Annotated in this window: 25 protein-coding genes and 2 pseudogenes; 12 read left to right on the top strand and 15 right to left on the bottom strand. The window is 67.7% G+C overall.

What is annotated here, in order from left to right:
* Positions 1-552: 552 nt before the first annotated feature.
* The 3 genes and pseudogenes from ACIRP7_RS09880 to ACIRP7_RS09890 all read left to right on the top strand — a co-directional run.
* Positions 553-810, top strand: coding sequence for a hypothetical protein (locus tag ACIRP7_RS09880; RefSeq protein WP_403655799.1), 258 nt, complete (start codon positions 553-555; stop codon positions 808-810).
* Positions 811-841: 31 nt separating this feature from the next.
* Positions 842-1,663 (top strand): DUF2637 domain-containing protein, encoded by an 822-nt coding sequence (locus ACIRP7_RS09885; protein ID WP_403655801.1) that lies wholly within the window; start codon positions 842-844, stop codon positions 1,661-1,663.
* A 442-nt stretch (positions 1,664-2,105) separates the two neighbouring features.
* Positions 2,106-2,513 (top strand): annotated as a pseudogene (locus tag ACIRP7_RS09890) (transposase); the annotation flags it as partial.
* A gap of 317 nt (positions 2,514-2,830) precedes the next feature.
* Here the strand turns inward: ACIRP7_RS09890 and ACIRP7_RS09895 are convergent.
* On the bottom strand, positions 2,831-4,219 hold the full coding sequence (locus tag ACIRP7_RS09895) for a condensation domain-containing protein (RefSeq protein WP_403655803.1): 1,389 nt from the start codon (positions 4,217-4,219) through the stop codon (positions 2,831-2,833).
* A 606-nt stretch (positions 4,220-4,825) separates the two neighbouring features.
* On the opposite strand from ACIRP7_RS09895, the gene ACIRP7_RS09900 reads away from it, so the two are divergent.
* Positions 4,826-5,497 (top strand): chaplin, encoded by a 672-nt coding sequence (locus ACIRP7_RS09900; protein ID WP_403655805.1) that lies wholly within the window; start codon positions 4,826-4,828, stop codon positions 5,495-5,497.
* Positions 5,498-6,115: 618 nt separating this feature from the next.
* Here ACIRP7_RS09900 and ACIRP7_RS09905 read toward each other — a convergent pair.
* Complete coding sequence (locus ACIRP7_RS09905) at positions 6,116-6,403, bottom strand: hypothetical protein (RefSeq protein WP_403655807.1); 288 nt, start codon at positions 6,401-6,403, stop codon at positions 6,116-6,118.
* Positions 6,404-6,596: 193 nt separating this feature from the next.
* On the opposite strand from ACIRP7_RS09905, the gene ACIRP7_RS09910 reads away from it, so the two are divergent.
* The 4 genes from ACIRP7_RS09910 to ACIRP7_RS09925 all read left to right on the top strand — a co-directional run bounded on the left by ACIRP7_RS09910 (position 6,597) and on the right by ACIRP7_RS09925 (position 9,096).
* Positions 6,597-6,941 (top strand): hypothetical protein, encoded by a 345-nt coding sequence (locus ACIRP7_RS09910; protein WP_403655809.1) that lies wholly within the window; start codon positions 6,597-6,599, stop codon positions 6,939-6,941.
* A 703-nt stretch (positions 6,942-7,644) separates the two neighbouring features.
* Entirely contained in the window at positions 7,645-8,115 is a 471-nt protein-coding gene (locus tag ACIRP7_RS09915; protein ID WP_403655811.1) for a hypothetical protein, read from the top strand.
* A 191-nt stretch (positions 8,116-8,306) separates the two neighbouring features.
* A complete protein-coding gene (locus tag ACIRP7_RS09920; RefSeq protein WP_403655813.1) occupies positions 8,307-8,594 on the top strand; it encodes a hypothetical protein in 288 nt (95 codons plus the stop codon).
* Between the two features lie 214 nt (positions 8,595-8,808).
* A complete protein-coding gene (locus ACIRP7_RS09925) occupies positions 8,809-9,096 on the top strand; it encodes a hypothetical protein (protein ID WP_403655815.1) in 288 nt (95 codons plus the stop codon).
* A gap of 611 nt (positions 9,097-9,707) precedes the next feature.
* Here the strand turns inward: ACIRP7_RS09925 and ACIRP7_RS09930 are convergent.
* The 4 genes from ACIRP7_RS09930 to ACIRP7_RS09945 form a co-directional block, all read right to left on the bottom strand.
* The gene (locus ACIRP7_RS09930) at positions 9,708-10,052 is read right to left on the bottom strand and encodes a hypothetical protein (RefSeq protein ID WP_403655817.1); all 345 of its coding nucleotides are present in this window, start codon (positions 10,050-10,052) and stop codon (positions 9,708-9,710) included.
* A 175-nt stretch (positions 10,053-10,227) separates the two neighbouring features.
* A complete protein-coding gene (locus ACIRP7_RS09935; protein WP_403655819.1) occupies positions 10,228-10,485 on the bottom strand; it encodes a hypothetical protein in 258 nt (85 codons plus the stop codon).
* A gap of 161 nt (positions 10,486-10,646) precedes the next feature.
* Positions 10,647-10,991 carry a hypothetical protein gene (locus ACIRP7_RS09940; RefSeq protein ID WP_403655821.1) on the bottom strand — a complete coding sequence of 115 codons (345 nt, stop codon included), beginning with the start codon at positions 10,989-10,991 and terminating at the stop codon, positions 10,647-10,649.
* Between the two features lie 84 nt (positions 10,992-11,075).
* The gene (locus ACIRP7_RS09945; protein WP_403655823.1) at positions 11,076-11,318 is read right to left on the bottom strand and encodes a hypothetical protein; all 243 of its coding nucleotides are present in this window, start codon (positions 11,316-11,318) and stop codon (positions 11,076-11,078) included.
* A 203-nt stretch (positions 11,319-11,521) separates the two neighbouring features.
* Here ACIRP7_RS09945 and ACIRP7_RS09950 point away from each other — a divergent pair.
* A pseudogene (locus ACIRP7_RS09950) lies at positions 11,522-11,682 on the top strand (transposase family protein); the annotation flags it as partial.
* 121 nt (positions 11,683-11,803) lie between these two features.
* On the opposite strand, the gene ACIRP7_RS09955 reads toward ACIRP7_RS09950, so the two are convergent.
* The gene (locus ACIRP7_RS09955) at positions 11,804-11,935 is read right to left on the bottom strand and encodes a hypothetical protein (protein WP_403655825.1); all 132 of its coding nucleotides are present in this window, start codon (positions 11,933-11,935) and stop codon (positions 11,804-11,806) included.
* 520 nt (positions 11,936-12,455) lie between these two features.
* Between ACIRP7_RS09955 and ACIRP7_RS09960 the strand changes: the two genes are divergently transcribed.
* Positions 12,456-12,884 (top strand): hypothetical protein, encoded by a 429-nt coding sequence (locus ACIRP7_RS09960; protein WP_403655827.1) that lies wholly within the window; start codon positions 12,456-12,458, stop codon positions 12,882-12,884.
* A gap of 4 nt (positions 12,885-12,888) precedes the next feature.
* On the opposite strand, the gene ACIRP7_RS09965 is transcribed toward ACIRP7_RS09960, so the two are convergent.
* Complete coding sequence (locus tag ACIRP7_RS09965; RefSeq protein ID WP_403655829.1) at positions 12,889-14,805, bottom strand: AMP-dependent synthetase/ligase; 1,917 nt, start codon at positions 14,803-14,805, stop codon at positions 12,889-12,891.
* Between the two features lie 221 nt (positions 14,806-15,026).
* Positions 15,027-16,313 (bottom strand): acetyl-CoA C-acetyltransferase, encoded by a 1,287-nt coding sequence (locus ACIRP7_RS09970; RefSeq protein WP_403655831.1) that lies wholly within the window; start codon positions 16,311-16,313, stop codon positions 15,027-15,029.
* Positions 16,314-16,399: 86 nt separating this feature from the next.
* On the opposite strand from ACIRP7_RS09970, the gene ACIRP7_RS09975 reads away from it, so the two are divergent.
* Positions 16,400-17,698, top strand: coding sequence for a 3-oxoacyl-ACP reductase (locus ACIRP7_RS09975; protein WP_403655833.1), 1,299 nt, complete (start codon positions 16,400-16,402; stop codon positions 17,696-17,698).
* On the top strand, positions 17,698-18,627 hold the full coding sequence (locus ACIRP7_RS09980; RefSeq protein ID WP_403655835.1) for a MaoC family dehydratase: 930 nt from the start codon (positions 17,698-17,700) through the stop codon (positions 18,625-18,627). The genes ACIRP7_RS09975 and ACIRP7_RS09980 overlap by 1 nt, the downstream gene beginning before the upstream one ends.
* Here the strand turns inward: ACIRP7_RS09980 and ACIRP7_RS09985 are convergent.
* The 6 genes from ACIRP7_RS09985 to ACIRP7_RS10010 all read right to left on the bottom strand — a co-directional run bounded on the left by ACIRP7_RS09985 (position 18,612) and on the right by ACIRP7_RS10010 (position 23,054).
* Entirely contained in the window at positions 18,612-19,289 is a 678-nt protein-coding gene (locus ACIRP7_RS09985; protein ID WP_403655837.1) for a TetR/AcrR family transcriptional regulator, read from the bottom strand. The genes ACIRP7_RS09980 and ACIRP7_RS09985 overlap by 16 nt on opposite strands.
* 46 nt (positions 19,290-19,335) lie before the next feature.
* Positions 19,336-19,665, bottom strand: a complete 330-nt coding sequence (locus tag ACIRP7_RS09990; protein ID WP_352390717.1) for a DUF4229 domain-containing protein — start codon at positions 19,663-19,665, stop codon at positions 19,336-19,338.
* Between the two features lie 96 nt (positions 19,666-19,761).
* Positions 19,762-20,286 carry a GNAT family N-acetyltransferase gene (locus ACIRP7_RS09995; protein ID WP_403655840.1) on the bottom strand — a complete coding sequence of 175 codons (525 nt, stop codon included), beginning with the start codon at positions 20,284-20,286 and terminating at the stop codon, positions 19,762-19,764.
* A gap of 58 nt (positions 20,287-20,344) precedes the next feature.
* Positions 20,345-20,995: a UdgX family uracil-DNA binding protein gene (locus ACIRP7_RS10000; RefSeq protein ID WP_403655842.1), complete on the bottom strand. Its 651-nt coding sequence runs from the start codon at positions 20,993-20,995 to the stop codon at positions 20,345-20,347.
* Between the two features lie 383 nt (positions 20,996-21,378).
* Positions 21,379-22,542: an aminofutalosine synthase MqnE gene (gene mqnE / locus ACIRP7_RS10005; protein WP_403655844.1), complete on the bottom strand. Its 1,164-nt coding sequence runs from the start codon at positions 22,540-22,542 to the stop codon at positions 21,379-21,381.
* 56 nt (positions 22,543-22,598) lie between these two features.
* Complete coding sequence (locus tag ACIRP7_RS10010) at positions 22,599-23,054, bottom strand: Lrp/AsnC family transcriptional regulator (RefSeq protein WP_007383915.1); 456 nt, start codon at positions 23,052-23,054, stop codon at positions 22,599-22,601.
* Positions 23,055-23,089 lie beyond the last annotated feature (35 nt).

Below are 23,089 nucleotides of genomic sequence, written 5' to 3' on the forward strand. Positions count from 1 at the left end.
GCCAAATTCCCGAAAGACGGAGACGGCATGCGGGACGCGCGGTATGGACACTTATCATGAGTGCATCTGCATTCACCTTCGGCTCAGTATTCCTGTCCTATCGGCGGCTGCATCGTAACGATGCAATGGGACTGCGCCGACATCAACATATGATCGACGTACTGGGGGATATTATCCGCCCGCGGCGCAACATACATCCACTCGATTACGCCGAATAGAGTACCCAGTCGCCGACATCACCAATTTCCGAAAATGATTCCGGCATCCCAAGCTGACAGTCGAACCGTGCATGTAAGCATTTCCGCAGATCAGCGCACCCGCTCTGCATTTTCATACAGCAGTGGAGTGAGGACCCCTGAGCCGGCCCGATCTGGCCCGCCATAGGCCACTCGGGGGCTGCGGGGCACGTCTCTGCCTGTGGAATTTTAAACCTTCCGCTGTCTCATACGATCGCCTGTAGGTCGGTCCGGTCCCTGCAACAACGTGTTTGTCGGGCTATTCATTCACCCGTTCAGACCGCATCCGCCAAGAGGTGCCGCCGTTAGTCGCTATATGACGAAGCCGATCAGGGAATTGATGATCAAACCTCTCCCGAAGAGGACGCCCGCAGTAGGATACCGAGTCACCCGAATGGGCCCCTTCACTTACATCCCGAAACCCGGACGTGACGACACCGTGCACGGGATTCTCGCGAAGGGAGGACTGTCCGTCCCGCTGGATGTGACCGGGAAGGACCTGCAGGATCTCATGCACGCCTTGAACGTTCTGGAAGAGGGTCTTTCAAGACGCTGGACGGAGTTGGAGATCTGAGTATTGGTGCAACGAGACGGGCAGCCACCCCATGTACGACGAGAGAACAACCCCCTATCCGGGTTTCTCCGCGGAATTTACCTACGGCTATGAGGGAGCCAGCGGATATCAGGAACCCGTTGGAACTCTGTATCCGCCTTTGATGCAGCAGGAGTCAGGCTGGGATCCCGCAGAGGAACTGGCCTATATGCTGCGGGATGCTGCCGAGGCCGAGCAGCCCAGAATGCAGGCCGCGCGCGGCGAGGAGCCCCCGACTCCCAGCTCCCACCGAGAGACGCTGGTCCAGATCACCGCAGAGTTGGGCCCCGTGAAGGCCGCGACCCGGGGCCATCGCAAAACACGGGAGCGACGCCAAGACAAGCTCCTCACTCTCAGTTACTGCATTGCCGCAGCAGCGACCGTCATCGCGTCGACGGTCAGCGTGTTCGGCGGGTTGATCGCTTACGACCCGCTGATGTTCATCGCGACGGGCCGTACCGAGAGCAGTGTCGCCTCCTGTTGGCCTCTGCTGGTCTTCGGGCCCTGGCTGGTGGCGTCGCTGTCCATCCTGCGACACGCACTGCACCAGCGTCGATCTTTCCACTCTTGGTCTGTGGTCTTGGTGTTCTCCGCCATCGCCATGGCCATGTGTGTCGCCCAGGCCCCCAGCGACCTCATGGCCAGAGCGGCGGCTGCGCTGCCGAGCTTCGCGTCCTTGGCGTGTTTCCAGCAATTGGTACGCCAAATCACTCTGACCAGGCCACCCCGGCGCTCACTGCGCCGGCATCGACAGCAGCCCAGGGAGGCGCCCGTCGGTAAAGCCCCGTCGGACCGCGGCTTCAGACTTGCGCCCGAGCACAACTCCTGTCTGTGAAGCCGGCCAACGGCCGTTCCTGAAAGGGCAGGTCAAGAGCATCGCCCTCTGCGACCCGGTACGGGAAATCACTGACACGGACCGCAACGGCATCTGCCCGGGGAAGCACTGTCGGCCCTGGCATCACAACACGCCGGCACCGCATCCGGGCGCACCAACGGTCACGCAGTCCTGAGGACTCTTCCTCGAGATCTTGGCCTCTCCTCTGTTATGCCGCGAGGGCATGTTTGATGCAACTGCCTGGTCTCGGCGTGGGCGGTGGCCCGGTCCCGCCTTCTGCAGCCGCATTTTCACAGCACCATCGGGTGCATCCGCAGCTGTTGTGCAGCCCCAACTCTCTGCTTTATCCGCAGAATTGGGCCGAGGCTGTACTGGCTGCCGCCGTCACTGTGGATCAGGCAGCCGGGCTCGCCATCAGGCGCGGTAGAGCCGGCCCTAGTAGTGCTTCGTCAGGTTCGCCTCGGTGCGGCGCAAGTCGATCCAGCCGATGGCCCAGCGGCTGCCGGACGGGAACATGCAGGCCGTGCAGCAGTTCGTCAACCAGTCGCCGTGGACGCCGGTAACGGCGGCGGATCGCCGAGCGGCTGGTCCAGGTGGTCCAGCCGGAGGTTCGGGTCATCGATGACGTCGCGTTTCCCAAGTGCGGGCGGGCATCGGTGGGGGTGGCCCGGCAGTACTGCGGAGCGTTGGGCAAGCGGGCCAACTGCCAGGTCGCCGTCAGCGTGCACGCGGCCACCGATCGTGCTTCCTGCCCGTTGGAATGGGAGCTGTTCCTGCCGGGAAATGGGCCCACGACACCCAGCGACGCACGGCCGCGGGCGTGTCCGACGAGGTCGGCCATATGACCAAGCCCGCCCAAGGAGATCGATGGCGTCCCGCCGAGTGGTGTAGCCGATCAAGCTGGCGGAATCCGCAGGTCGCGGCCCGAACCGCCCTCGCCAGAGGACCTGTTGAGGCTCGCCGAGCCGGGACCAGCTGTGATCGCACAAAGGCCGCGCAGCGCCACGTACCCGGACGCTCCGAAGCGGAGGCGACGGACCGTGATCGGCTACACCACAACGGGGGACACGACCAGGAGATCGCCCACCCGCTGCCGTCCCTCATCTGCCGCCCTGCCAAGGACTTGGGCCGCCCGGGCAGCCAGTGTCTCCATCAAGGAGACAGGTCCTAGTGAAGGGGAGCAGGACAAACCGACATGATCAGCTCTCGAAGCTTCTCAATATAGAGGCGTACGTTCTTACAAGCGACGTCTGTATCCGGGTACCGACATGCGAGCCACAGTCCCTCGTGAAGCCGGTTGACCCAGGCGCAGACCTGATCGCCATACGACACACGGAGCAACCCATACGCCTTCTGTTCGGTCCAGCAGGCCGAACCGGGAATGAGGCGGGCATCCACATATGAAACGATTGAGTACAGATCAGGTGAAGTAGGGCGGAAGTCCTCGCCCAGAAGGTGCAGAACCCGGGCCAGAGGAATGCGCGCCAACGACCGATTCGCCTGCAGTTGCGCCCGGACAGAGGCAAGAGCGGCGTCGAAGTCCTGTGCTGCAGGTACTTCGATCGGCGCGCCACCGACATACCAGCCCACGGACTCTGACCATGCGGACTTCAGGCGGGTATGGAACGGCACGACCGTGCGGTAGACCGGTTGCCCACCAAGTTCGTGGACGATGAGGCTGGTCGCGGCCAGGACACCCACCAGGCTGCCGCCGTAAGGTCGGCAATACGTCTCGAACGCCGCGGCCGCGTCCGCATCGACGAGCGGCTCGCGCATCAACTTTTGGACCGGCAACTGGTCACCGGGCTGCAGGCCGAGATCGACAGGAAACTCCGGAAGCCTTCCGTCGCACCGGCCGATGAACTCCCGCCAGCGCGCGACGATCGCGTGTGTGTCGTCGATGGTGTTGGCGTTCGCCCGCTCCTGCTCGCAAAAGTCCACGTAGCTGGCGACCTGCGTCATGGTAGAGGGCCGCCCTGCGACAAGCGCTGTGTACAGCTCCTGAACCTCGTTCGGGATACGCTGCAGCGAGTAGGCATCGACATTAGTGTGATCGAATGCCAGGTACACGCTGGTGGAGTCCTCCCGGACGATCGCCGCGTAGATGAGGTTGGGCCAGCCGAGAGCGTCTGCTGCCTCGTCGAAACGGTCCTGCAAATGCCGGACCAGCAGGTCCGGATCCTCGAAGATACCAACCACCTCGCGCTGGAGTGTGACGTCGTCTTCGTCGAGAGTGAACCGGTGCATCTCGTCGCCGACCCACCTGAACCCACTGCGCAGCGTCTCGTGGCGCAGTGTCCAGCCGCGCAGAGCCTGTTCCAGCACATCAAGGTCCACCTGGCCGGCTAGGTCGAAAGCCGTACCGAGCCAGGTCGGCACGAACAAGCCGCCCTCGCGCACCGACCGCGCGGTTCTGATGTGTGATTCCTGGATGTACGCCGGGGGCCGAGGATCCGTCGGCAGTACCGCCGCGGCCGCAACGGTTTCAGGGCTGAGCCTCCACTCCACAAGCTGTCCGGGCCGAACCTCGCAGCGCTGAATATCAGAAATTCGCACAGTGGCGTCTCCTTGTCGGAAAAGCACAGATCTGATCAACGTGGAGTCGTGTGCGAGTGCCATGTGCCATATCGCCCGCGAACCAGCAGAATTGTGACACGTCGAGTGGTGAAACGACTCATCCATCGCTCCCTATCGAGCGGCTATTCACCGCCTTGCCGCCCGTGGTGGTTGGGGGAACCCCCGTGGGGCGGCGAACGGGGCGTGACGGATAGCGGGCAATGTCGTTGAAGAGGCAGCACGGCACGTCCGCAGTCAGGAGGCCTCTGACTACCTTCTTCCCTTCGGTGGTCGGCGGCCCTCGGAGAGGGGCCTGATGGCCCGGGACTGGCCACCCTTCAAAGAGGCCGTACGGCTCAGGATCATGCCGTGAACTCCCGCAAGGAAGCCTGGAACACCAACGCCCCAGGGGAACCTTCGCTCGTCGTCGAGCAAACCGAGTCACAGGCCGACAGTCACATGATCGATCAGCTGACGGGGCTCCTTAACCCAGTACAGCGACTTGGAAGGGGCCACGCCATAACCCCGTTGCTTTTCCAGCGTTTACAGACATGCGGGTAAGTACCCGCAGTGATGCAAGGAAGGTAAGGATCTATGAGACGGGCCATGCAAAACCGCGTGCTCGCCGTTGCCGCCGCATCCGGCGCGATGGCCGTGGCACTTCCGGCGTCTGCCGCCTTCGCGGCCGACGGTGCTGACACCGCGGCTACGGCGGCCGGTTCGCCCGGAGTGCTCTCCGGGAACAACATCCAGGTTCCGTTGTCTCTGGAGCTCAACCTCTGCGGCAACACGGTGGATGTCGTGGGGCTGCTCAACCCGGCCATGGGCAACGCGTGCGAAAACCGGGAGGTTGCGAAGACCGCCGGTGCGGAAACCGACGGTGGATCATACTCGTCAAGTGAGACCTCGTCGACGCACGGCCGCGTCACGGACTCGCCAGGGCTGATCTCAGGCAACGGCTTGCAACTGCCGATCGATCTTCCGTTGAACGTTTCTGGGAACAGCGTCAACGCGGTCGGCGTGGGGAACCCGGCGTTCAACAACCAGTCGATCAACGGCCACCACACGCATCCCCACATTCCGCGTCAGACTGCGGCCCCAAACCCCCGGGCGTCGCAGCCGGCCCCCGGGCACCATGCCGTTCGGAACATCCCGGATACGGCGAGGTCCACACTGGCCCACACAGGAGCAGATGTGACTGTTCCCGCCCTCGCCGGCGGCGTCATGTGCATCTTTGCGGGTGCGATCTTGTACCGCCGCTTCCGTCCAAGGTACTGACTTGGACGGCCGGTACAGCCCCGCTGGGCGTGTCTGGTGTCGCGCAGTCAGGCTGTCAGTCGGCCGCCGTGCGCAGCGTTAGGAAACTGGTTTTGCAAGCAACGGTGTTGAGCCCGACATCGTCGCAGTGCGCGAGAGCAGCCGGTCTGCCCATAACCTCTCGAGCATAGAGTCGTTGAAATAGGTGCGTTCCTTTTCGGGGGCCCCAGGAGGTCAAGGCACTTCCTTCTGGGGCCTGACGCATTTGATCTGCACGGCACTTCGCACCCGGACGATGCGGTTGATCCCATATGCACAAGGCAACGCACGCCCGCTGTGCCGTCCTGCGCCACGTACGCGGCCAGCAAGTCCACCCCCCGCCGGATTCTCGCCAGCCATACCCGCAGGGTCGCGGAGGCCGCGCGCTGCGGGAGCGGCGGCCTGAGGCGAAGGCAGTTACCTGCGAGCCCCACGGAAAACGGAGGCGGCGTGGACGCATCATTCGTCCACGCCGCCTCCGCGCAGCAGCGATGCAGGGTGGCGCCGGCTAAAGCGAAAAAGTGCACAGGCAAGAAGCCTTGGGCGCGGATCAGCAGGGGCACCGCGCCGACGGAATGAAAGCCCTGCCTCCCAACTCGGTCAGATCGCCCGGCTGTTGCATCCCATTTCGGAACCGAGGTGGCTCTGCTGTGCGCCCGCGGCCCCTTCGCCGTTCAGCAAGTTGCCGGCCAGGCCGGTGAGGGCTCCGATGCTGCCGAGCACCTCGATGTTCATGTCGTGCGAACGGCACTCGACGCCCTGCGTGATGTCGAAGTCGCTGCCGGTGTCGTGGCCCGGTTCGCCGTGTGCGAAGGCAGAGTTGGCACCCACGGAGCCGATACTGCCGAGAAGGGCGCTCAGAACAACTACCTTGTGCAACTTGCGCATTTGAAGCTCCTTGGGCGGATGCGAAAACCGGTATGTCAAGTTCAGGCGTGCGGAGTGCGTAGAGGGCGAGCTATCAGCCGAGGCGAGGAAGTCCCATTTGCCCGAGGGGAGGCGCCGCGATCTGCCCGAGGCCGACCGGAGCCAGCTGGGGCGCGCTATCAGGTGTGATCGTCGGGTTGACGAGCGGGTTCACTTGAGGGTTGAGCTGCGGGTTCACCTGCGGAGCGACGGCCATCGGAGGCTCGGAGTATGCCTGGGGTACTGCCAACTGCGGCGCCACCTGCGGCATGACCTGGGGCATGACCTGCGGGACGACCTGCGCCGGCTGGACGGGCGCGGCCTGCTGAACGGGCACGGCCTGCTGAACGGGCGCGGCCTGCTGAACGGGCACGGCCTGCTGAACGGGCACGGCCTGCTGAACGGGCGCGGCCTGCTGGACAGGCACGGCCTGCTGAACGGGCGCGGCCTGCTGGACAGGCACGGCCTGCTGGACGGGCGCGGCCTGTTGGACAGGCACGGCCTGCTGCAGGTTCGGTGAACTGGAGGCCTGGGCCGTGCCTTGCGATGAGGCAGAGGCCGAGGCGAATCCGGACTGCTGCGGCCCGGATGGAGCAGCCTGTCGCGCCGGTTCGGGAGCGCCGACCGGAGCAGCTGGCTGATCCGGAACCGAAGCCGGAGTGGCATTGAGCTGCCCCTCCGAGGGGTTGGCATAGCTGTTACCAGCGCCCACGCCGGCCAAACCACTGGCTGCTGCGACGATGAGCGCGGCCTTGTGAAGCTTCCGCATGAAACCCTCGGCCCTTCGTTACCTGAAATGTGAGTCAATTGCATTCAATGCGGTCACGCGTGCAGTTGGTGCGTTACTCGCATCGCGCCGGAGGCTACGGATATCTCGAGGAGCACGCGGACTTCGTATCGGAGTTGGCAGCAGGCCCTGTGCCCTTGCTGAAATGGGTAGCCGCCCTCTCCTCCGGGGAACGACGTGTCTGCCCCGGGGTCACGGCACTCAATGACTCATCACCCATTTGCCGTCCACCGACCCGGATCTCATGCCCTGCGTCAAACGGGTGACCAACCCCCCGGCCACCGTGTCGAGTTGAAGCCTGGGTCGTTCCCCACGGGGCGATAGGGATGGCCCATCGCAGCCGAACAGGGCAGCAAGGACAGCGAAGGACCGGCGCTGCCCCGTCGGTCATTCGCTCCGTACACAGGTCAATTGAAGAGCCGAGGAACACATGCGCATGCTTCACAAGGTCGCGCTCGTCGCCGCAGCAGCCAGCGGCCTGTCCGGCATCGGCGCCGGCGCAAGCTCCGCCGCCACCCCCTCCGCCCCCAACGGCGCTGCGCCGCCCCCGGTTTCCCAGCCCGACGCCCAGGCTGCCTCTGCGTCCTCCGCTCAGGCGACCGCGCAGACCTATGGCTCACCGGCTCCGCAGCAACCGGCACCTTCCCGTGGCACTCAGGTTTCCCCGCAGGTGAACCCGCAGGTGAACCCGCAGGTCAGCCCGCACATCTCTCCTGCAGCGCCGCAGAGGCAGCAGGGCGCTTCAGCGGGGCAGGCCAACTTGTTCCGTCCCTACCAGGAGTGCAGCCCCCAGACGCTGCTCGACGCCAACGTCCCCGTCGCCCTGCTTGCCGCGTCCCAGACCCGGGGCGTTGAGTGCACCCAGGCCAACAGCCAGTCGAACTCTTTCGCCAGCGTGCAGCGCTGACAGACGGCCACGTCGACGTCGCCCCACAACCGCGGACCACAGGGTTCAGCTGATTCCGCGATATGGCTTTCATACTTTCTCGGCGGCACCAGGTCGGCGTGTCATTGTCCAGTTTGCGGCTTTTGTCGCTATAGTCACGTCCTGTAATCGCGATCTTATGTGGATCGCAAAGACTCACCCTCGGAGATGAAATGCGCAAGCTTCGCAACGTTGCGGTCGTGGCCGCTGCCATCGGCAGCATCGGGCTCATGGGTGGTACGGCCTACGCCGGAGGCCACGGCGAGGACGGCAAGGGCGGCGACCAGTTCAGCGTCACCCAGAGCTCCAACTGCAAGTCGCACGACCTGAACCTCGACATCCTCGGCCAGGTCGGCGTGCTGAACGGCCTGCTGGGCAACGCCCTCAACGGCGAAGGCAACCCGGGCGCCCAGTCCACCGACATCGGCTCCACCATGGGCTGCAACAACAGCGCCTTCTGAGTCTCCTCCGGCGCAGAGACGCCGAACAGTGAATGGTCCCGGCACTGGGCCCCAGGCAACGTGCCGGGGCCATTCACGTGCACCAAGTCACTTCCGACGCGGCGCAGCGGAGAGCTGGACGTTTCCAGGTACTCGCTTCCGGCGCCGTTTCACCCTCCGTCCACACGAGGCGATCCTCCGCGGATCCCTTCACCTCACGTCTTCTGGAGACAACATGCGCAAGTTCCGTACGGTCGCATTCCTGATGGCCGTACTCGGGAACCTTGGCCTTCTGGGCGCCGGCGTCGCCCATGCTGATCAGGGCTGGGGCGGCGACAGTGGCAGCCTGAACATTACGCAGAGCAGCACCTGCCAGTCGCACGACAGCAACATCGACATCCTCGGTCAGGTCGGCATCGGCAACGGGCTGGGCGGCAACCTGCTGAACGGCGAGGGCAACCCAGGCGCCCAGCGCACATCATTGGGCTCAACCATGGGCTGCAACAACAAGTTCGGCCGCTGACAGGCGCCGTGCCAGAACGCAGAAGGCTCCCGTGCCGCTGGGGTAAGTGTTCGAAGTCTCAACCCACCGGCACAGGAGCCTTGCTGGTTCCGTAGGTGGCCACCGATTCCTCGTGCTGCCAGTCGAAGCACAAGCCGCGGTGGAGGTGTCAACTGAAGCCCCGGCGTTGCCGCTGATCTTCCCTGAGCCGCGGGTTGCTGGCCGGGCATGCTGGTGATCACGTGAGGGTGTGGTGCTCGCGAAACCGGGCTTCGCTGGCCTCTCCGAGCCCGCGACGTGCTGGGTGAGGCTGATCACCTCCGTCGCCACCGCGCGTACCCGTTCAGCAGTGAGCGTCTCGCCGGCCAGGCTGGTGTGCTGGCGTTCGGTGGCCAGCAGGGCAGTCTCGCGAGCTGGTTGGCACGGAGGACTTTGCGGTCCTGGAGCCAGGTGGCAAGGTGATCACTCCGAGTCGGCGAAGGGCGCCGGTGTGGGTGGCTCATCTCGCCCGAAGAGTCGTCGACGGGACGCTGATCCCGCCTGAACGTCCAGGTCATCACAGATCCGGATGGAACGCTCAGACGAAATGCTGGCCCGGGGTCCCTTCCCGGACCAGCATTTCCCATACGCGCTCAAAAGTTGATGTGCGGCTTCTTGAATCCTTCAGGCAGCTTGGCCGTGTTGGAGCACTCCACAACTGGTCCCGTCTTGACAGTTTCGCTCCCCAACAGTTGATCCTGCTGCGTGACTACGTGCGGCCGGTCTGTCGTCGAGCATTGCTGGTCCTGCTTGACAATGTGCGTGCCGTCCTCGTCGACGTATGTCTCTCCCTTCTGTACGCACATGACACCCTCCTGCACGGTAGTGGGGCAGCCATCCGCGTTTTCTTCAGCATGGGCGTGTGTAGCGCCGAGGCAAATGACCGCGAGGCTTCCGACGAATGCTGCGGCGGCCGCAGTCTTCTGCGAAAAGAGCATGTATTGCATTCCTTTAGTGGAAGATTGTCAAGGAAAATGAGCCCTTGCCCGCTGGCGGGACGGCTGTAGCCCGGACGCGATCTCGGCGTCCGGGCTACCTGCACCACGGGTGTCACTCAGCGCACCGCTTGTTACGCATCCCCGACGCCGAGTGAGGCCGCGGCGAGTCCTGCTCTTAGCCGTTGCTGCCCTGCTCCTCCGGCTGAGCCTGCTCCTCCGGTGCAGCCTCCGGCTGAGCCTGCTCCTGCGGTGCAGCCTGCGGCTGGAAGTAGTAGCCACCCCCGACGGCCACGGCGTTGGCAGACGAGTTGGCAACGGCGCTGACCGGCACAGGCGCGCCGTCGTTGCCGTCGGCGAAGCTGATGCCGGCACCGAGGGCGGACAGCCCCATGATCGCCGCTGCTACAACCGCACCACGCTGAAACTTACGCATTGCATGACCCTTTCCTGACCAGGCGTACACCTGGAGTGAATACTCAAGGTAATCATAAGCACACTCTGTGTAGTCATTAGGGATCTGTGAGTTCTGGCGCGCCGGTGCCCTGGATGACGAAAGCCAATGAGGCCAGGGTGAGGCCTCAGCCATCGCGCTCCTCAGGGCCGGAGGTCGAGCGGTTCCCGCTGCCTGCCAATCATTTGAGGTGTCTCAGATGTGGCAGTCGAGCAGGTCACCTTGGGGCCGAGTTGCGTCGTGCCATTGCCTGTGGCGGCGGGCAGCGTCAGGGACTCCACCGGCAGGCAGGTCTCCTGATGAGGAATGGTGCCACCGTCTCCGGGGGTTTTGCCTTCGATGTGCTGCACACAGACGACGTCGCCCTGGAGGGTGTGAGTGCACGGTGCCGCACCCCCCGCAACGTGCGCATAGGCGATGCCGGTGGATGCCGCGGCGAGCCCGCCGATGAGCCCGAGGAGGGCCGCAAAGTATTTTCTGCTGAACATGCAGTGCGTGTCCTTAATGTTGGCGAGGGCTCGGGGCCGGGAGGGACCCCATACCAACCGTCACGGCGGTGAGCGCCTGTGACCTCAGCCGGTGAAGGCGGTGTTGTACTGGCCGCAGGTGGTGTCCAGAGTCTGACCGAGACCGAGCACTCCGATCGGAACATCGTTCTCCGACACCGTCTGCGGGCTGCACTCCTGGTAGGGACGGTAGACGTCCAATACCTGCGGTCCGCTGTCGGTGTCAGCTGCAGCCGTTCCGGCGCCCATGGCGGACAGGCCGCCGGCCGCTACTGCTGCTGCGATGACGACCTGCTGAAACCTACGCATGAAACCCTCGCTTCTTCATTGCTCACATGTGGCGGCTAGTTGCCTAGCGTGACCGGGCGAACACTACCAGTAGCGTTGAGTGGTTGGCGGCCGTGGGTCATACGTGTTCCCTCGTGGAGGACATCTGCGTTGTGTGGCTGAGGCGTTGAGGGCTGAGCGGGTGTAGGCGGCGCGAGAACGCGCGATGACGTCTGGGATGGGAGCGGCCATGGCGGTTCCCGTTGGCCAAGCGGGAGTTGCTGGGGGAGGTCCACTACCGCGCGAACCCGACCATGCGGCAGCTCGCGCCGCTTTTCGGAACCTCACCGGCGACCGTCTGCCGGGTGATCCAGCGCCTGGTCTCCTACTCGCACTTGAGCCCGTACGGACGCCGCAGGTTGCCATCGAGCTGTCGATACGGCCGAAGGGGCTGCGGGAGATCTGCTCGAGGGGCTGGGACGCCGTCGCCTGATGCGGCACCAGCCAGTGCTGCCCTGAATCCGTCGTCAGAGTGCGCGGTCGTGCGCGGCGTCCTCAGGCTCGGAGGGGGGAAAGAGCCAGTTTTCGAAGGCGTCCAGGGCGAAGAGGACGGCCATCATCAGGAGGGGCAGTGCGAGCGCGAGCGCGAGCACGATCACAGGACCTCCCTTGGGCTGTGGGCCTGGGACTGAGGGAGTGACCGGACTTCAGGATGCAGGCGTATGGCTGATGCCGCACGTTGGCCCCCGCCCTGGCCCGCCGACACGACAGCCGCGGCCGGGGCGCAGGGCAGCGGGGCCGTGCCCACAGCCGCGGAGCACTCGTTCACACGACATGGAGGAAGATCCGCGGCCCGGACGGGCCAGCCTGCTGGGCGCCTGCCGGTCGGGCTCGCCACCCCCGCCACCAGAGCGCTGCGCGTGCCGGGAAGACGGCTGGCAGGGACGAGCATGGTGTGGTGGATCGAAGGTCACGTGGCTGCGTTCGGGCATAGCGGTGCTGGCGTGGAGCCTGGTCGTCACCGCCATGCTGGCCACCATCACGAAGTAGCTGCCCGCACCGGCGCAGGCGGTGCCGCCGAACGGTGAGCACACCCTGCGGTGGACGGACGGACATCGCGGACCGTGGGGTCCGGCCCCAACTGCGTCGCCGCTCCGGCCGCGACGTAGGACACGGAGCGTGCCGACCAACGTCCTGGTGTGGCAGGACGCCCACAAGTCGGTGGTGACGGGGTCCGTGACGTCGTACAAGAAGGACGCTCCCGCCGTGGGCAACTCCCACGGCCGGGGCACCACGACCGTCGAGCGGACACTGACCACGGCGATCGACCACCAGTGGACGCCCGACGAGAACACGGACAACCAGGCCGGGACCTGGGCCGATCGCCAACTCGTCACGTCCAAAAGCGAGTTGACCCGCGCGACCGCACCTACAGCCTCGACGGCCGCTCCACCAGCGACAGCGCGAACAGCCTCCGGAGCCCGCGAGGACCGGCACGCGGTGGCCACGACGAGCGAGCGGTACCGGCTGAGCGGGCCCGGCACGTGCTACGACCACACGCTCGCCACCGAGCAGGGGGTGCTGACGAAGGACGTGCACCGCTGCTGACGGGTCACTCCCTCACGTACAGGCCCTCGATCTCCCCCGCGAAGTCCCGCATGACCGCCTCCCGGCGCAGTTTCATCGACGGCGTCAGATGGCCGGCCGCCTCGGTGAGGTCGGTCGGCAGGACAGTGAAGCGGCGGATGGACTCGGGGCGGGAGACCATCTTGTTCGCCTCGTCCACGGCCCGCTGCAGGACCTGCCGCAACTCCTCGTCGTCGACGAGGAGTTCGGCGGGGACGGGGTGCTTGCCGTTCATCTGTCGCCAGTGGTTGACGCCGTCCATGTCGAGGCTGATCAGGGCCGAGATGTAGGGGCGGCGGTCGCCGAGGACCATGCACTGCGAGATCAGGGGGTGGGAGCGCAGCCAGTTCTCCAGCGGGGCCGGGGCGACGTTCTTGCCGCCGGCCGTGATCAGGATCTCCTTCTTGCGGCCCGTGATCGTCAGATAGCCCTCGTCGTCGAGCTGTCCGATGTCGCCGGTCGGGAACCAGCCGTCGGTGGAGGCGGGGGCCACCCCGTCGCCGAACGGGTCCCAGTAACCCCGGAACACCTGACCGCCGTTCAGCAGGATCTCGCCGTCCGCCGCGATGCGGACCCGGGTGCCGGGCAGGGGCCAGCCCACCGTGCCCAGGCGGGACTTGAGCGGGGGCGTCACCGTGGCCGCGCCCGTCGACTCCGTCAGGCCGTAGCCCTCGTAGATCTCCATGCCGGCGCCCGCGTAGAAGGCGGCGAGGCGGCGGCCGAGCGGGGAGCCGCCGGAGATGATGTGCCGGATCCTGCCGCCCATGGCGTTGCGGATACGGCGGTACACCAGCGAGTCGTAGAAGGTGCGGGCCGCCTTCAGGGCCGCGCCCGGACCGGAGCCGGTGCCGGCGAGCCGGGACTCCATCGCCTCGCCGTAGCGCACGGCGACGTTGGTCGCGCGGTCGAAGACGGAGACCCGGCCGCCGCTCTCCGCCTTGGCGCGGGCGTTGTTGAAGACCTTCTCCAGCATGTACGGGATCACGAGGAGGAAGGTGGGTCTGAAGCTGGCCAGGTCGGCCATCAGATCCTCGGCCTGGAGGCTCGGCGCGTGGCCGAGGCGGACCCGGGCACGGACGCAGGCGACGGCGACCATGCGGCCGAAGACGTGCGAGATGGGCAGGAAGAGCAGGGTCGCGAGGTCGTCGTCCGACTTCGACTTGAACACGGGGTAGAGGAGCTCGACCGCGTTGTCGACCTCGGTGAGGAAGTTGCCGTGGCTGAGCACACAGCCCTTGGGGCGGCCGGTGGTGCCCGAGGTGTAGACGACGGTGGCGACCGTGCCCGGGCCGAGCATGCCCCGCCGGACGCCGATCTCCTGCTCGGGGACGGCCTGGCCGAGTTCCCCGAGGCGCTCCACATGACCCTTCTCCATGATCCACATGTGGCGCAGGTCGGGCAGGCGGCTGAGCTCCGGGCCGAGGGCGGCGGCCTGGGCGGCCGTCTCCGTCACCAGGGCGACGGCGCCGGAGTCCTGGAGGATGAACCGGGTCTGGAAGACCGAGGAGGTGGGGTAGATGGGGACCGTCACCAGGCCCGCGGCCCAGGAGGCGAAGTCCAGCAGCGTCCACTCGTACGTCGTACGGGCCATGATCGCGACCCGGTCGCCCGGCATCAGGCCCTCCGAGATCAGCCCCTTCGCGACCGCCAGCACCTGCCGCGCGAACTCCGCCGCCGTGATGTCGATCCAGCGGCCGTCGTCCGTGCGGCGGCTCATCACCCGCTGCTCCGGGGCCGCCTCCGCGTTGTCGAAGGGCAGGTCGGCGAGCGAGCCGTGCGTCACCGGCGGGACCAGCGGCGGCACCGAGACCTCGCGGACCTCACCGTCCAGCCGCACGATCTCTGGTTCCACGAGCACGGGCGCGCCGTCGTAGTCGTGGCCGGACACGTACGAGAGGGACATGGTCAGCTCCTGGGACGTGCAGCTCGGTGGCGTTCCGCTGCATGAGGTACGCAGGGGACGTACCGGGGCGTTCACCCGCGAGTGCGCCGGGAAGGGTTACCAGGGGTTAGGACGGTGATCCTAAGTGTCCCAAGTGGTGAGTCTGTGCGGGTTCGTTGATGGTCCGGAGCCGGGACTGTGCAACCTCGACCGCAAAGTGAGACTTTGTCAGCTATCGGCGCTTACGGCCGCTCCAGAATCGCCGTCACCCCCTGTCCGCCCGCCGCGCACACCGAGATCAGCCCGCGGCCCGGCCCCTCCCGCTCGGCCAGCAACTTCGCGAGCGTGGCCACGATCCTCGCGCCGGTCGCGGCGAAGGGATGCCCGGTGGCCAGGGAGGATCCGGTGACGTTGAGCCGCTCCCGGTCCACCGGGGCCAGGCCCTGCTTCTCCCAGGCGGCGAGGGTCGCCAGGACCTGGGAGGCGAAGGCCTCGTGGATCTCCACCAGGTCGAAGTCCTCCATGCCTAGACCGGCCCGCTCCAGCATGCGGGGGACGGCGTACGCGGGGGCCATGAGCAGGCCGTCCTCCCCGTGTGCGACATCCCCTTGTACGAAGTCCACGGCCGCCGTCTCGTACGCCGTGAGGTACGCCAGTACCTGAAGGCCGCGCGCCTTCGCCCACTCCTCCGAGGCCAGCAACACGAGCGCCGCGCCGTCCGTCAGCGGGGTCGAGTTCCCGGCCGTCATGGTCGGGTCGGGGTCCTTCAGGCCGAACACCGGCTTGAGCCGGGCGAGTTTCCCGGCCGTCGAGTCGGGACGGAGGTTCTGGTCGCGGTCCAGGCCCCGGAAGGGGACCACCAGGTCCCGGAAGAAGCCCCACTCGTACGCCGCCGCCAGCCGCTGGTGACTCGTGGCCGCCAGCTCGTCCTGGGCCTCGCGACTCACGCCCCAGGCGCGGGCGGTGACGGCCGCGTGCTCGCCCATCGACAGGCCGGTGCGGGGTTCGGCGTTGCGCGGGATGTCGGGCACGAGGTGGGACGGGCGGATGCGCGCGAGCGCCTTGAGGCGGGCGCCGGCCGACTTCGCGCGCCGGGCCTCCAGCAGGATGCGCCGCAGCTCGTCGTTGACGCCGAGGGGCGCGTCGCTCGCGGTGTCCGCGCCGCCCGCGATCGCGGACTCCGTCTGGCCGAGGGTGATCTTGTTGGCGGCGGCGATGACGGCCTGCAGGCCGGTCCCGCACGCCTGCTGGATGTCGTACGCCGGGGTGCGGGGGTCCAGCTTCGAGCCGAGGACCGTCTCGCGGGCGAGGTTGAAGTCCCGGCTGTGCTTGAGGACGGCACCGGCGACGAACTCGCCCACCGCGCCCGGCTCCTGGAGCCCGTGGCGCTCCACGAGGGCGTCGAGGGCGGCGGTGAGCATGTCCTGGTTCGAGGCGGTGGCGTACGGGCCGTCCGAGCGCGCGAAGGGGACGCGGGTACCGGCGACGATCGCCACGCGTCGGGCGACCGGCGGCTTCAGGGGGCTCATCTCCCGGCTCCTCACCTCGAAAATCGACTTACCTACGGTAACCTTACTCCAGAGTAAGGAATCTGCGACCGACCCGGGAGATGGACATGGCCGACCGCTATCTGAGCTTCACCGGTACCGCGCCGGGCCGGTTCCTCACCCGCCGCCTCGGGCTGCCGCAGCCCACGGTGCTGCGGCGGTGGTCGCAGGACTCCCCGGGGTTCGAGGGCGGGGTCCTGCAGCTGACGGCGGGCAAGTCGGAGCTGGCCGGGCTTTCCGGGCTGGCCGGGCTGAAGTTCCCGTCCGCGTCGGACGCTCCCGCGGCGGTCGTCCTCGACGCCACCGGCGTGCGGGACGTCGAGGGGCTCGCGGAGGTCCACGCGGCGCTGCACCCGGTCGTACGGTCGGTCGCCGCGAGCGGGCGGATCGTCGTCCTCGGGGCGCCGCTCTCCTCGCAGGATCACCACCAGGCCGCCGCCCAGCAGGCGCTGGAGGGGGTCACGCGCTCGCTCGGCAAGGAGATCGGGCGGGGCCGGACGGTGAACCTCGTACGCCTCTCGGACGCGTCGGCCGCGGAATCGACCCTGCGCTTCCTGCTCTCCCCCAAGTCGGCGTACATCAGCGGCCAGGTGATCGAGGTCGGACCGGCGCAGGAGGCGGACATCGACCGGTCCCAGCCCCTCGCCGGGCGGACGGCGCTCGTCACCGGCGGCGCGCGGGGTATCGGTGCGGCGGTCGCCGAGACGCTGGCCAGGGACGGGGCGCGGGTCGTCGTACTCGACGTGCCGGGGGCGTCGGCGGATGCCGAGCAGTTGGCCGCGCGCCTCGGGGGCAGTGCCCTCGCGCTGGACATCACGGCCGCGGACGCGGGCGAGCGGATCGCCCAGGCGCTGCCGGACGGGCTGGACGTACTGGTCCACAACGCGGGCATCACCCGGGACCGGCGGCTGGTCAACATGCCCGCCGAGCGCTGGAGTTCGGTGCTCGACGTGAACCTGGCGAGTGTGCTGCGCACGACGGACGCGCTGCTGGAGCGGGGCACGCTGCGGCGGGGCGGGCGGATCGTGGCCACCGCGTCCATCGCGGGGCTCGCCGGGAACACCGGGCAGACGAACTACGGCGCGAGCAAGGCCGGTGTCGTCGGACTGGTGCGCTCCCTGGCGCCCCGGGCGCTGGCCGAGCACGGGGTCACGGTGAACGCGGTCGCCCCTGGGTTCATCGAGACGAAGATGACGGCGGCGATCCCGCTGTTCATCCGGGAGGCGGGACGGCGGATGAACTCCCTCGGACAGGGCGGACTCCCCGTCGACGTGGCCGAGACGACGGCCTGGCTGGCGAATCCGGCGTCCGGCGCGGTGAACGGGCAGGTCGTACGGGTGTGCGGCCAGAGCCTGCTGGGGGCGTAGTGGGAACCCACGCGGACGACACGCAGGCCGACTCGTACGGGGAGGGGGAAGGGGCCCAGGACTCGGGCAGCCCCGGCGCGGTTCCTTCCACGGTCCTCGACCGGCCCCCCGCCCTCCTGCCCCTGCTCGCCCTGGGCGCCCTGCGCTCCCCCTTCAAGCGGCCCTCCGCCACCGCGGACTTCCCGCGGACCCGGCTGGTGCTGCCCCGGCTGCGGGTGGACCTCGCGCGGCTGGCCGCCTACGAGCGGGTGTGCGGGTTCGCGACCGGGGAGGACGCGCTGCCGGTGACGTATCCCCATGTGCTGGGCTTCCCCCTGGCCATGAGCCTGATGAGCGGACGGGACTTCCCGCTGCCGTTGCTCGGACTGGTGCACACGTCGATCGAGATCACGCGCTACCGGGAGCTGGCCGCGTCGGGCGAGTACGAACTCACCGTGTACGTCGACGGGTTGGCGCGGCACCGACGCGGTACGGAGGTCTCGGTCGTCACCGAGCTGCGGGTGGGCGAGGACGTCGTGTGGGAGTCGGTGAGCACCTATCTGGCGCGGCACCGCACACCGAGGACCGGCGGGGAGCCGGAGCGCGAGAAGCACGGACCGCTGCCCGGCGTCGACGAGTGGCGGCTGGCCGGGGACATCGGCCGGCGTTACGCCGCCGCGTCCGGCGACCGCAACCCGATCCATTTGTACCCGCTCACGGCCCGCCTCTTCGGCTTCAAGAGGGCCATCGCCCACGGCATGTGGACGGCGGCCCGCTGCCTGGCCGCGCACGGCACCCCTCAAGCGGTGCTGGTGCGGGCCGAGTTCAGGGCGCCGGTGCTGCTGCCGGGGACGGTGACCTACGCGGCGGACGGGGAGCGGTTCGAGCTGTGCGGCGGGGAGCGGGTGCACCGCGTGTACGTGAGCGGGGGCGTCTACCCGCTGACCTGAAGGGGGGTGCCCCCGGCGGAGGTGTCCCGGAGGGTCCACGGCCGGCCCTCCATCAGGTTCCCGAGGCCGGCCCACGCGAAGTTCATGAGGGTCGCCGCCGACTGCCGCGCCGTCATGCCCGGGGTGGCGTTGGCCCAGGCGGCGAGCGACTCGGCGGCGCCGACGAGCGCCTCGGCGAGGCCGGCGACCTCGCGCTCGGGCAGGTCCGGGTCCCGGTGCGCCTCACGGGCCGCGACCACGATCAGATGGGTCACGAACGCCACGATCTCCTCGCGCATCGCGGTGACCTCGGCGGCGAACGCCTCACCGTGGATACGGGCCTGGAGATGCAGCACGGACCAGCCGTGCGGGTGGTGCGAGGTGTGCGTGAAGAACGCCAGCAGGCCGTCCCACAGCTGACGGTCGGCGGCCAGGTCGGTGCGCACCCCCGTCCGCACGGCCTCGGTGAGCGCGGCCGCCTCCCGGCGGATGCACGCGGTGAAGAGGTCTTCCTTGGAGTTCAGGTACAGGTAGACCAACGGCTTGGACACACCGGCGAGTTCGGCGATCTCGTCCATCGAGGCGGTCATGTACCCGCGCTGCCCGAAGATCTCCACAGCGGCGTCCAGCATCTGCTGCTCCCGCACGGCACGCGGCATCCGCTTGCTCTTCACGACACCCATGCGCAAAGCCTACGGTCACGCGGGCGCGGCAGCGGAGGCGTTGGGCTCAGGAGGTCTGCGGGGCCTGCGGAGCCTGCGGGGTCTGCCCCTGGGGACGGCTCGCCTCGTCGACGGCCTCGTCCTCCTGGCTGCGGTTCGCCTCCAGGTTGGCCTTCATGCGGTCGACCCGCTGGACGACCTGGATGGAGGCCCGGTCGCGCTCCTTGCGCAGGACCACGAAGCTGATGGGGGCCGAGAGCAGCAGGGAGAGCAGAACGATCCACATGCCGTTGGAGTCGCCGAGGCCGCGCGGGGCGAGGCCGGAGTAGACGAGGCCCCAGACGACCACGAGGCAGCCCACCAGGATCCCGAGGCGCATCAGCGTGTAGCGGAGCATGTCAATCCACTCTTCCGTATCCGTATCGAACGGCCTGAACACCCCAAAGAGGCACTGTCCAGTGAAGCACGCCGGGCACCGGATCTTCGAACGGGGTCAGTCGAGCGGCAGCAGCATGATCACGTCGTCCCGGTCGTCGCCGGGTGCGACCCGGATCGCGCCGGGCACGCGGCCGACCTCCTTGTAACCGCAGGAGCCGTAGAAGCGCTCCAGGCCGAGGCCGCTGCGGCAGGTGAGCCGTATCGCCTCGACGCCCTCGAAGGTGCGGGCCGCGTCGGCCGCCGCCGCGAGGAGGTCACGGCCATAGCCCCGGCCCTGGTGGCGGGGGTGGACCATCACCGTGTACAGCCACACCCAGTGGGTCATGAGCCGGTGCGTGTTGAAGGCGAAGAAGGCGGTGGCGGCGACCTGACCGTCCTCGTCGTGTCCTGCGAGCAGCCGCGTCCGGCCCTCAGCCATTCCCACGAAGTGCTTCACCAGCTCGGGGCGGATCGTCTTCCGCTCGACCGGCGCCACGAAGCCGACGGCTCCGCCCGTGTTCGAGACGTCCGTCCACAGGTCGAGGACTCCGTCGCGGAGGGCGGGGGTGACGGCCGGGTCGAGGGTGAAGGTAAGGGGCATGGGGCGAGGCTAGACATTACGTCTCCGTCGCCTCAAGCGGGTTCCGGCGTCACGTACGTCACCCGAGCGCCCGGACCGCCACCTCCAGGTCCGCCACCAGGCCCCGGTACGCGGCCTCCCTGTCGTCGGCCCGCAGTACGGCCGAGGGGTGCACGGTCGGCACGAGCCGCTCCCGCCTGCCGTGGATCTCCTCCTCCAGCACGGTCCCGCGCACCTGCGTCACCCGGAACGAGGAGCCGAGCAGCGCCTTGCCCGCGGTGGCGCCGAGGACGACGATCAGTTCCGGTTCGACGAGTGCCAGTTCTTTTGCGAGCCAGGGGCCGCAGGCCGTCATCTCCCGGAGGGTGGGGGACTTGTGGATACGGCGTTTGCGTGGCTCGGCCTGCGTGAACTTGAAGTGCTTCACGGCGTTGGTGACGTAGGTGTGCTCGGGTTCGATACCGGCCTCCGCGAGGGCACGGTCGAGCAGCTTGCCCGCGGGACCGACGAACGGCTTCCCCTGCCGGTCCTCCTGGTCGCCGGGCTGCTCCCCCACGAGCATCACGCGCGCGTGCGGGTCCCCGGTGCCGAACACCGTCTGCGTGGCGTCCCGGTACAACGGGCAGCCCCGGCAGCCGGCGGCGGCCTTCCGCAGAGCGGGGAGTCCGCCGCGGGCGGGAACGAAGGGTTCGGCGGTGTAGGCGTCCTCGGGTGACGTGGTGCTCACCATGGGGGGCGAGTACCCGGGGTGGGGGAACGCGAACGAAGGGGGCGACTTGTGGGTCATGGCGGCTGCGGGCCGGTGGGGGCTGGAGCCGACGTCGGTCACCAGGAGGCGTTGCTGCGGGCAGGCCCGCGCAACCGGAGGGAGCACTTGGGCCGGATCGCGGCCGCGGGGCGGTGGGGGCTGGTCGCGCAGTTCTCCGCGCCCCTAGGGGGCTGCAGCGGCCGTTCCGCCAGGAGGCCGCGTCGCTGTGAGCGGGAGAACGAAGGGGTCGGCGGTGTCGGCATCCCCGGGTGCCTTGGCAACCATGCGGTCCGAGTACCCCCAGGGGCGCGGGGAACTGCGCGACCAGCCCCCGCGGCGCCGCAGACGAAGAACCGCCGGAACCTTCAGAAGCGCATCGACTGCGGCGACTCCCGGCGGGCTGGGTCCGGGGCGTCGTACTCGCGGATGATCTCGTAGCGGGTGTTGCGTTCCACCGGGCGGAAGCCTGCGTCGCGGATGAGGTCCAGGAGGTCCTCGCGGGTGAGTTTGTTCGGGGTGCCGTAGTTGTCGGCGTCGTGGGTGATCTTGTACTCGACCACCGAGCCGTCCATGTCGTCCGCGCCGTGCTGGAGGGCGAGCTGGGCGGTCTGGACGCCGTGCATGACCCAGAAGACCTTGACGTGGGGGACGTTGTCGAAGAGGAGGCGGGAGACCGCGAAGGTCTTCAGTGCCTCCGCGCCCGTGGCCATCTGCGTCCGGGCCTGGAGGCGGTTCCTGACCTTGCCGTCCTGCACGTCCACGAAGTCGTGCTGGTAGCGCAGCGGGATGAAGACCTGGAAGCCGCCGGTCTCGTCCTGGAGCTCACGCAGGCGCAGGACGTGGTCCACACGGTGCCTCGGCTCCTCGATGTGGCCGTACAGCATGGTGCTCGGGGTCTTCAGACCCTTCTCGTGCGCCAGGCGGTGGATCCGGGACCAGTCCTCCCAGTGGGTCCGGTGGTCCACGATGTGCTGACGGACCTCCCAGTCGAAGATCTCCGCGCCACCGCCGGTCAGCGACTCCAGGCCCGCGTCGATCAGTTCGTCGAGGATCTCGGAGGCCGAGAGACCGCTGATCGTCTCGAAGTGGTGGATCTCCGTCGCGGTGAACGCCTTCAGGGAGACGTCCGGAAGCGCCGCCTTCAGCTCGCGCAGCGACCGCGGGTAGTAGCGCCACGGCAGGTTCGGGTGCAGGCCGTTGACGATGTGCAGCTCGGTGAGGTTCTCGCCCTCCATCGCCTTGGCGAGCTTCACCGCCTCCTCGATGCGCATCGTGTACGCGTCCTTCTCCCCCGGCTTGCGCTGGAAGGAGCAGTACGCGCACGACGCCGTGCACACGTTGGTCATGTTGAGGTGACGGTTGACGTTGAAGTGGACGACGTCACCGTTCTTCCGCGTCCGCACCTCGTGCGCGAGGCCGCCGAGCCAGGCCAGGTCGTCCGACTCGTACAGCGCGATGCCGTCCTCACGGGTCAGCCGCTCACCGGCCCTGACCTTCTCCTCCAGCTCGCGCTTGAGTCCGACGTCCATGCCCACACCCTTCTCACGACAACCCCGACGACTCCGACAACCGTACGTCCACGCCGTTACGCCTCTTCGGGCAGCTCTCCGACCCGGTTCTCCCACTTCGTGGAGAGGACGATCGTGGTACGGGTCCGGGAGACCCCCTCGGTCCCGGACAGCCGGCGGATGATCTTCTCCAGGCCGTCGACGTCGGGCGCCCGGACCTTCAGCATGTACGAGTCGTCACCCGCGATGAACCAGCAGTCCTCGATCTCGCCGAGGTCCCGGAGCCTGCGTGCCACGTCCTCGTGGTCGACCGCGTCCCCGAGCGAGATACCGATCAGCGCGGTGACGCCGAGGCCGAGGGAGGCGGAGTCGACGGTGGCGCGGTAACCGGTGATGACACCGGCCGCCTCCAGCCGGTTGATGCGGTCGGTGACGCTGGGTCCCGACAGACCGACGAGGCGCCCCAGCTCCGCGTAGGAGGCCCGGCCGTTCTCCCTCAGGGCCTGGATGAGCTGCCTGTCCACCGCGTCCATGGGATCGAAGCCTTCCGCTGAAAAGTGCCTGAAGT

Origin of the sequence: Streptomyces sp. NPDC102270 (genome assembly GCF_044766405.1) — a bacterium.
In the GTDB taxonomy this organism is placed as follows: domain Bacteria; phylum Actinomycetota; class Actinomycetes; order Streptomycetales; family Streptomycetaceae; genus Streptomyces.

What these genes read in the sequence shown, in the direction of transcription:
- ACIRP7_RS09930 (WP_403655817.1), bottom strand. Translation starts at nt 10,052, where the DNA reads ATGCTCTTTTCGCAGAAGACTGCGGCCGCCGCAGCATTCGTCGGAAGC.
- ACIRP7_RS09965 (WP_403655829.1), bottom strand. Translation starts at nt 14,805, where the DNA reads ATGTCCCTCTCGTACGTGTCCGGCCACGACTACGACGGCGCGCCCGTG.
- ACIRP7_RS09940 (WP_403655821.1), bottom strand. Translation starts at nt 10,991, where the DNA reads ATGTTCAGCAGAAAATACTTTGCGGCCCTCCTCGGGCTCATCGGCGGG.
- ACIRP7_RS09945 (WP_403655823.1), bottom strand. Translation starts at nt 11,318, where the DNA reads ATGCGTAGGTTTCAGCAGGTCGTCATCGCAGCAGCAGTAGCGGCCGGC.
- ACIRP7_RS09970 (WP_403655831.1), bottom strand. Translation starts at nt 16,313, where the DNA reads ATGAGCCCCCTGAAGCCGCCGGTCGCCCGACGCGTGGCGATCGTCGCC.
- ACIRP7_RS09905 (WP_403655807.1), bottom strand. Translation starts at nt 6,403, where the DNA reads ATGCGCAAGTTGCACAAGGTAGTTGTTCTGAGCGCCCTTCTCGGCAGT.
- mqnE (WP_403655844.1), bottom strand. Translation starts at nt 22,542, where the DNA reads ATGGACGTCGGACTCAAGCGCGAGCTGGAGGAGAAGGTCAGGGCCGGT.
- ACIRP7_RS09900 (WP_403655805.1), top strand. Translation starts at nt 4,826, where the DNA reads ATGCAAAACCGCGTGCTCGCCGTTGCCGCCGCATCCGGCGCGATGGCC.
- ACIRP7_RS09925 (WP_403655815.1), top strand. Translation starts at nt 8,809, where the DNA reads ATGCGCAAGTTCCGTACGGTCGCATTCCTGATGGCCGTACTCGGGAAC.
- ACIRP7_RS09995 (WP_403655840.1), bottom strand. Translation starts at nt 20,286, where the DNA reads ATGCCCCTTACCTTCACCCTCGACCCGGCCGTCACCCCCGCCCTCCGC.
- ACIRP7_RS10000 (WP_403655842.1), bottom strand. Translation starts at nt 20,995, where the DNA reads ATGGTGAGCACCACGTCACCCGAGGACGCCTACACCGCCGAACCCTTC.
- ACIRP7_RS09880 (WP_403655799.1), top strand. Translation starts at nt 553, where the DNA reads ATGACGAAGCCGATCAGGGAATTGATGATCAAACCTCTCCCGAAGAGG.
- ACIRP7_RS09915 (WP_403655811.1), top strand. Translation starts at nt 7,645, where the DNA reads ATGCTTCACAAGGTCGCGCTCGTCGCCGCAGCAGCCAGCGGCCTGTCC.
- ACIRP7_RS10010 (WP_007383915.1), bottom strand. Translation starts at nt 23,054, where the DNA reads ATGGACGCGGTGGACAGGCAGCTCATCCAGGCCCTGAGGGAGAACGGC.
- ACIRP7_RS09975 (WP_403655833.1), top strand. Translation starts at nt 16,400, where the DNA reads ATGGCCGACCGCTATCTGAGCTTCACCGGTACCGCGCCGGGCCGGTTC.
- ACIRP7_RS09985 (WP_403655837.1), bottom strand. Translation starts at nt 19,289, where the DNA reads ATGGGTGTCGTGAAGAGCAAGCGGATGCCGCGTGCCGTGCGGGAGCAG.
- ACIRP7_RS09990 (WP_352390717.1), bottom strand. Translation starts at nt 19,665, where the DNA reads ATGCTCCGCTACACGCTGATGCGCCTCGGGATCCTGGTGGGCTGCCTC.
- ACIRP7_RS09885 (WP_403655801.1), top strand. Translation starts at nt 842, where the DNA reads ATGTACGACGAGAGAACAACCCCCTATCCGGGTTTCTCCGCGGAATTT.
- ACIRP7_RS09935 (WP_403655819.1), bottom strand. Translation starts at nt 10,485, where the DNA reads ATGCGTAAGTTTCAGCGTGGTGCGGTTGTAGCAGCGGCGATCATGGGG.
- ACIRP7_RS09920 (WP_403655813.1), top strand. Translation starts at nt 8,307, where the DNA reads ATGCGCAAGCTTCGCAACGTTGCGGTCGTGGCCGCTGCCATCGGCAGC.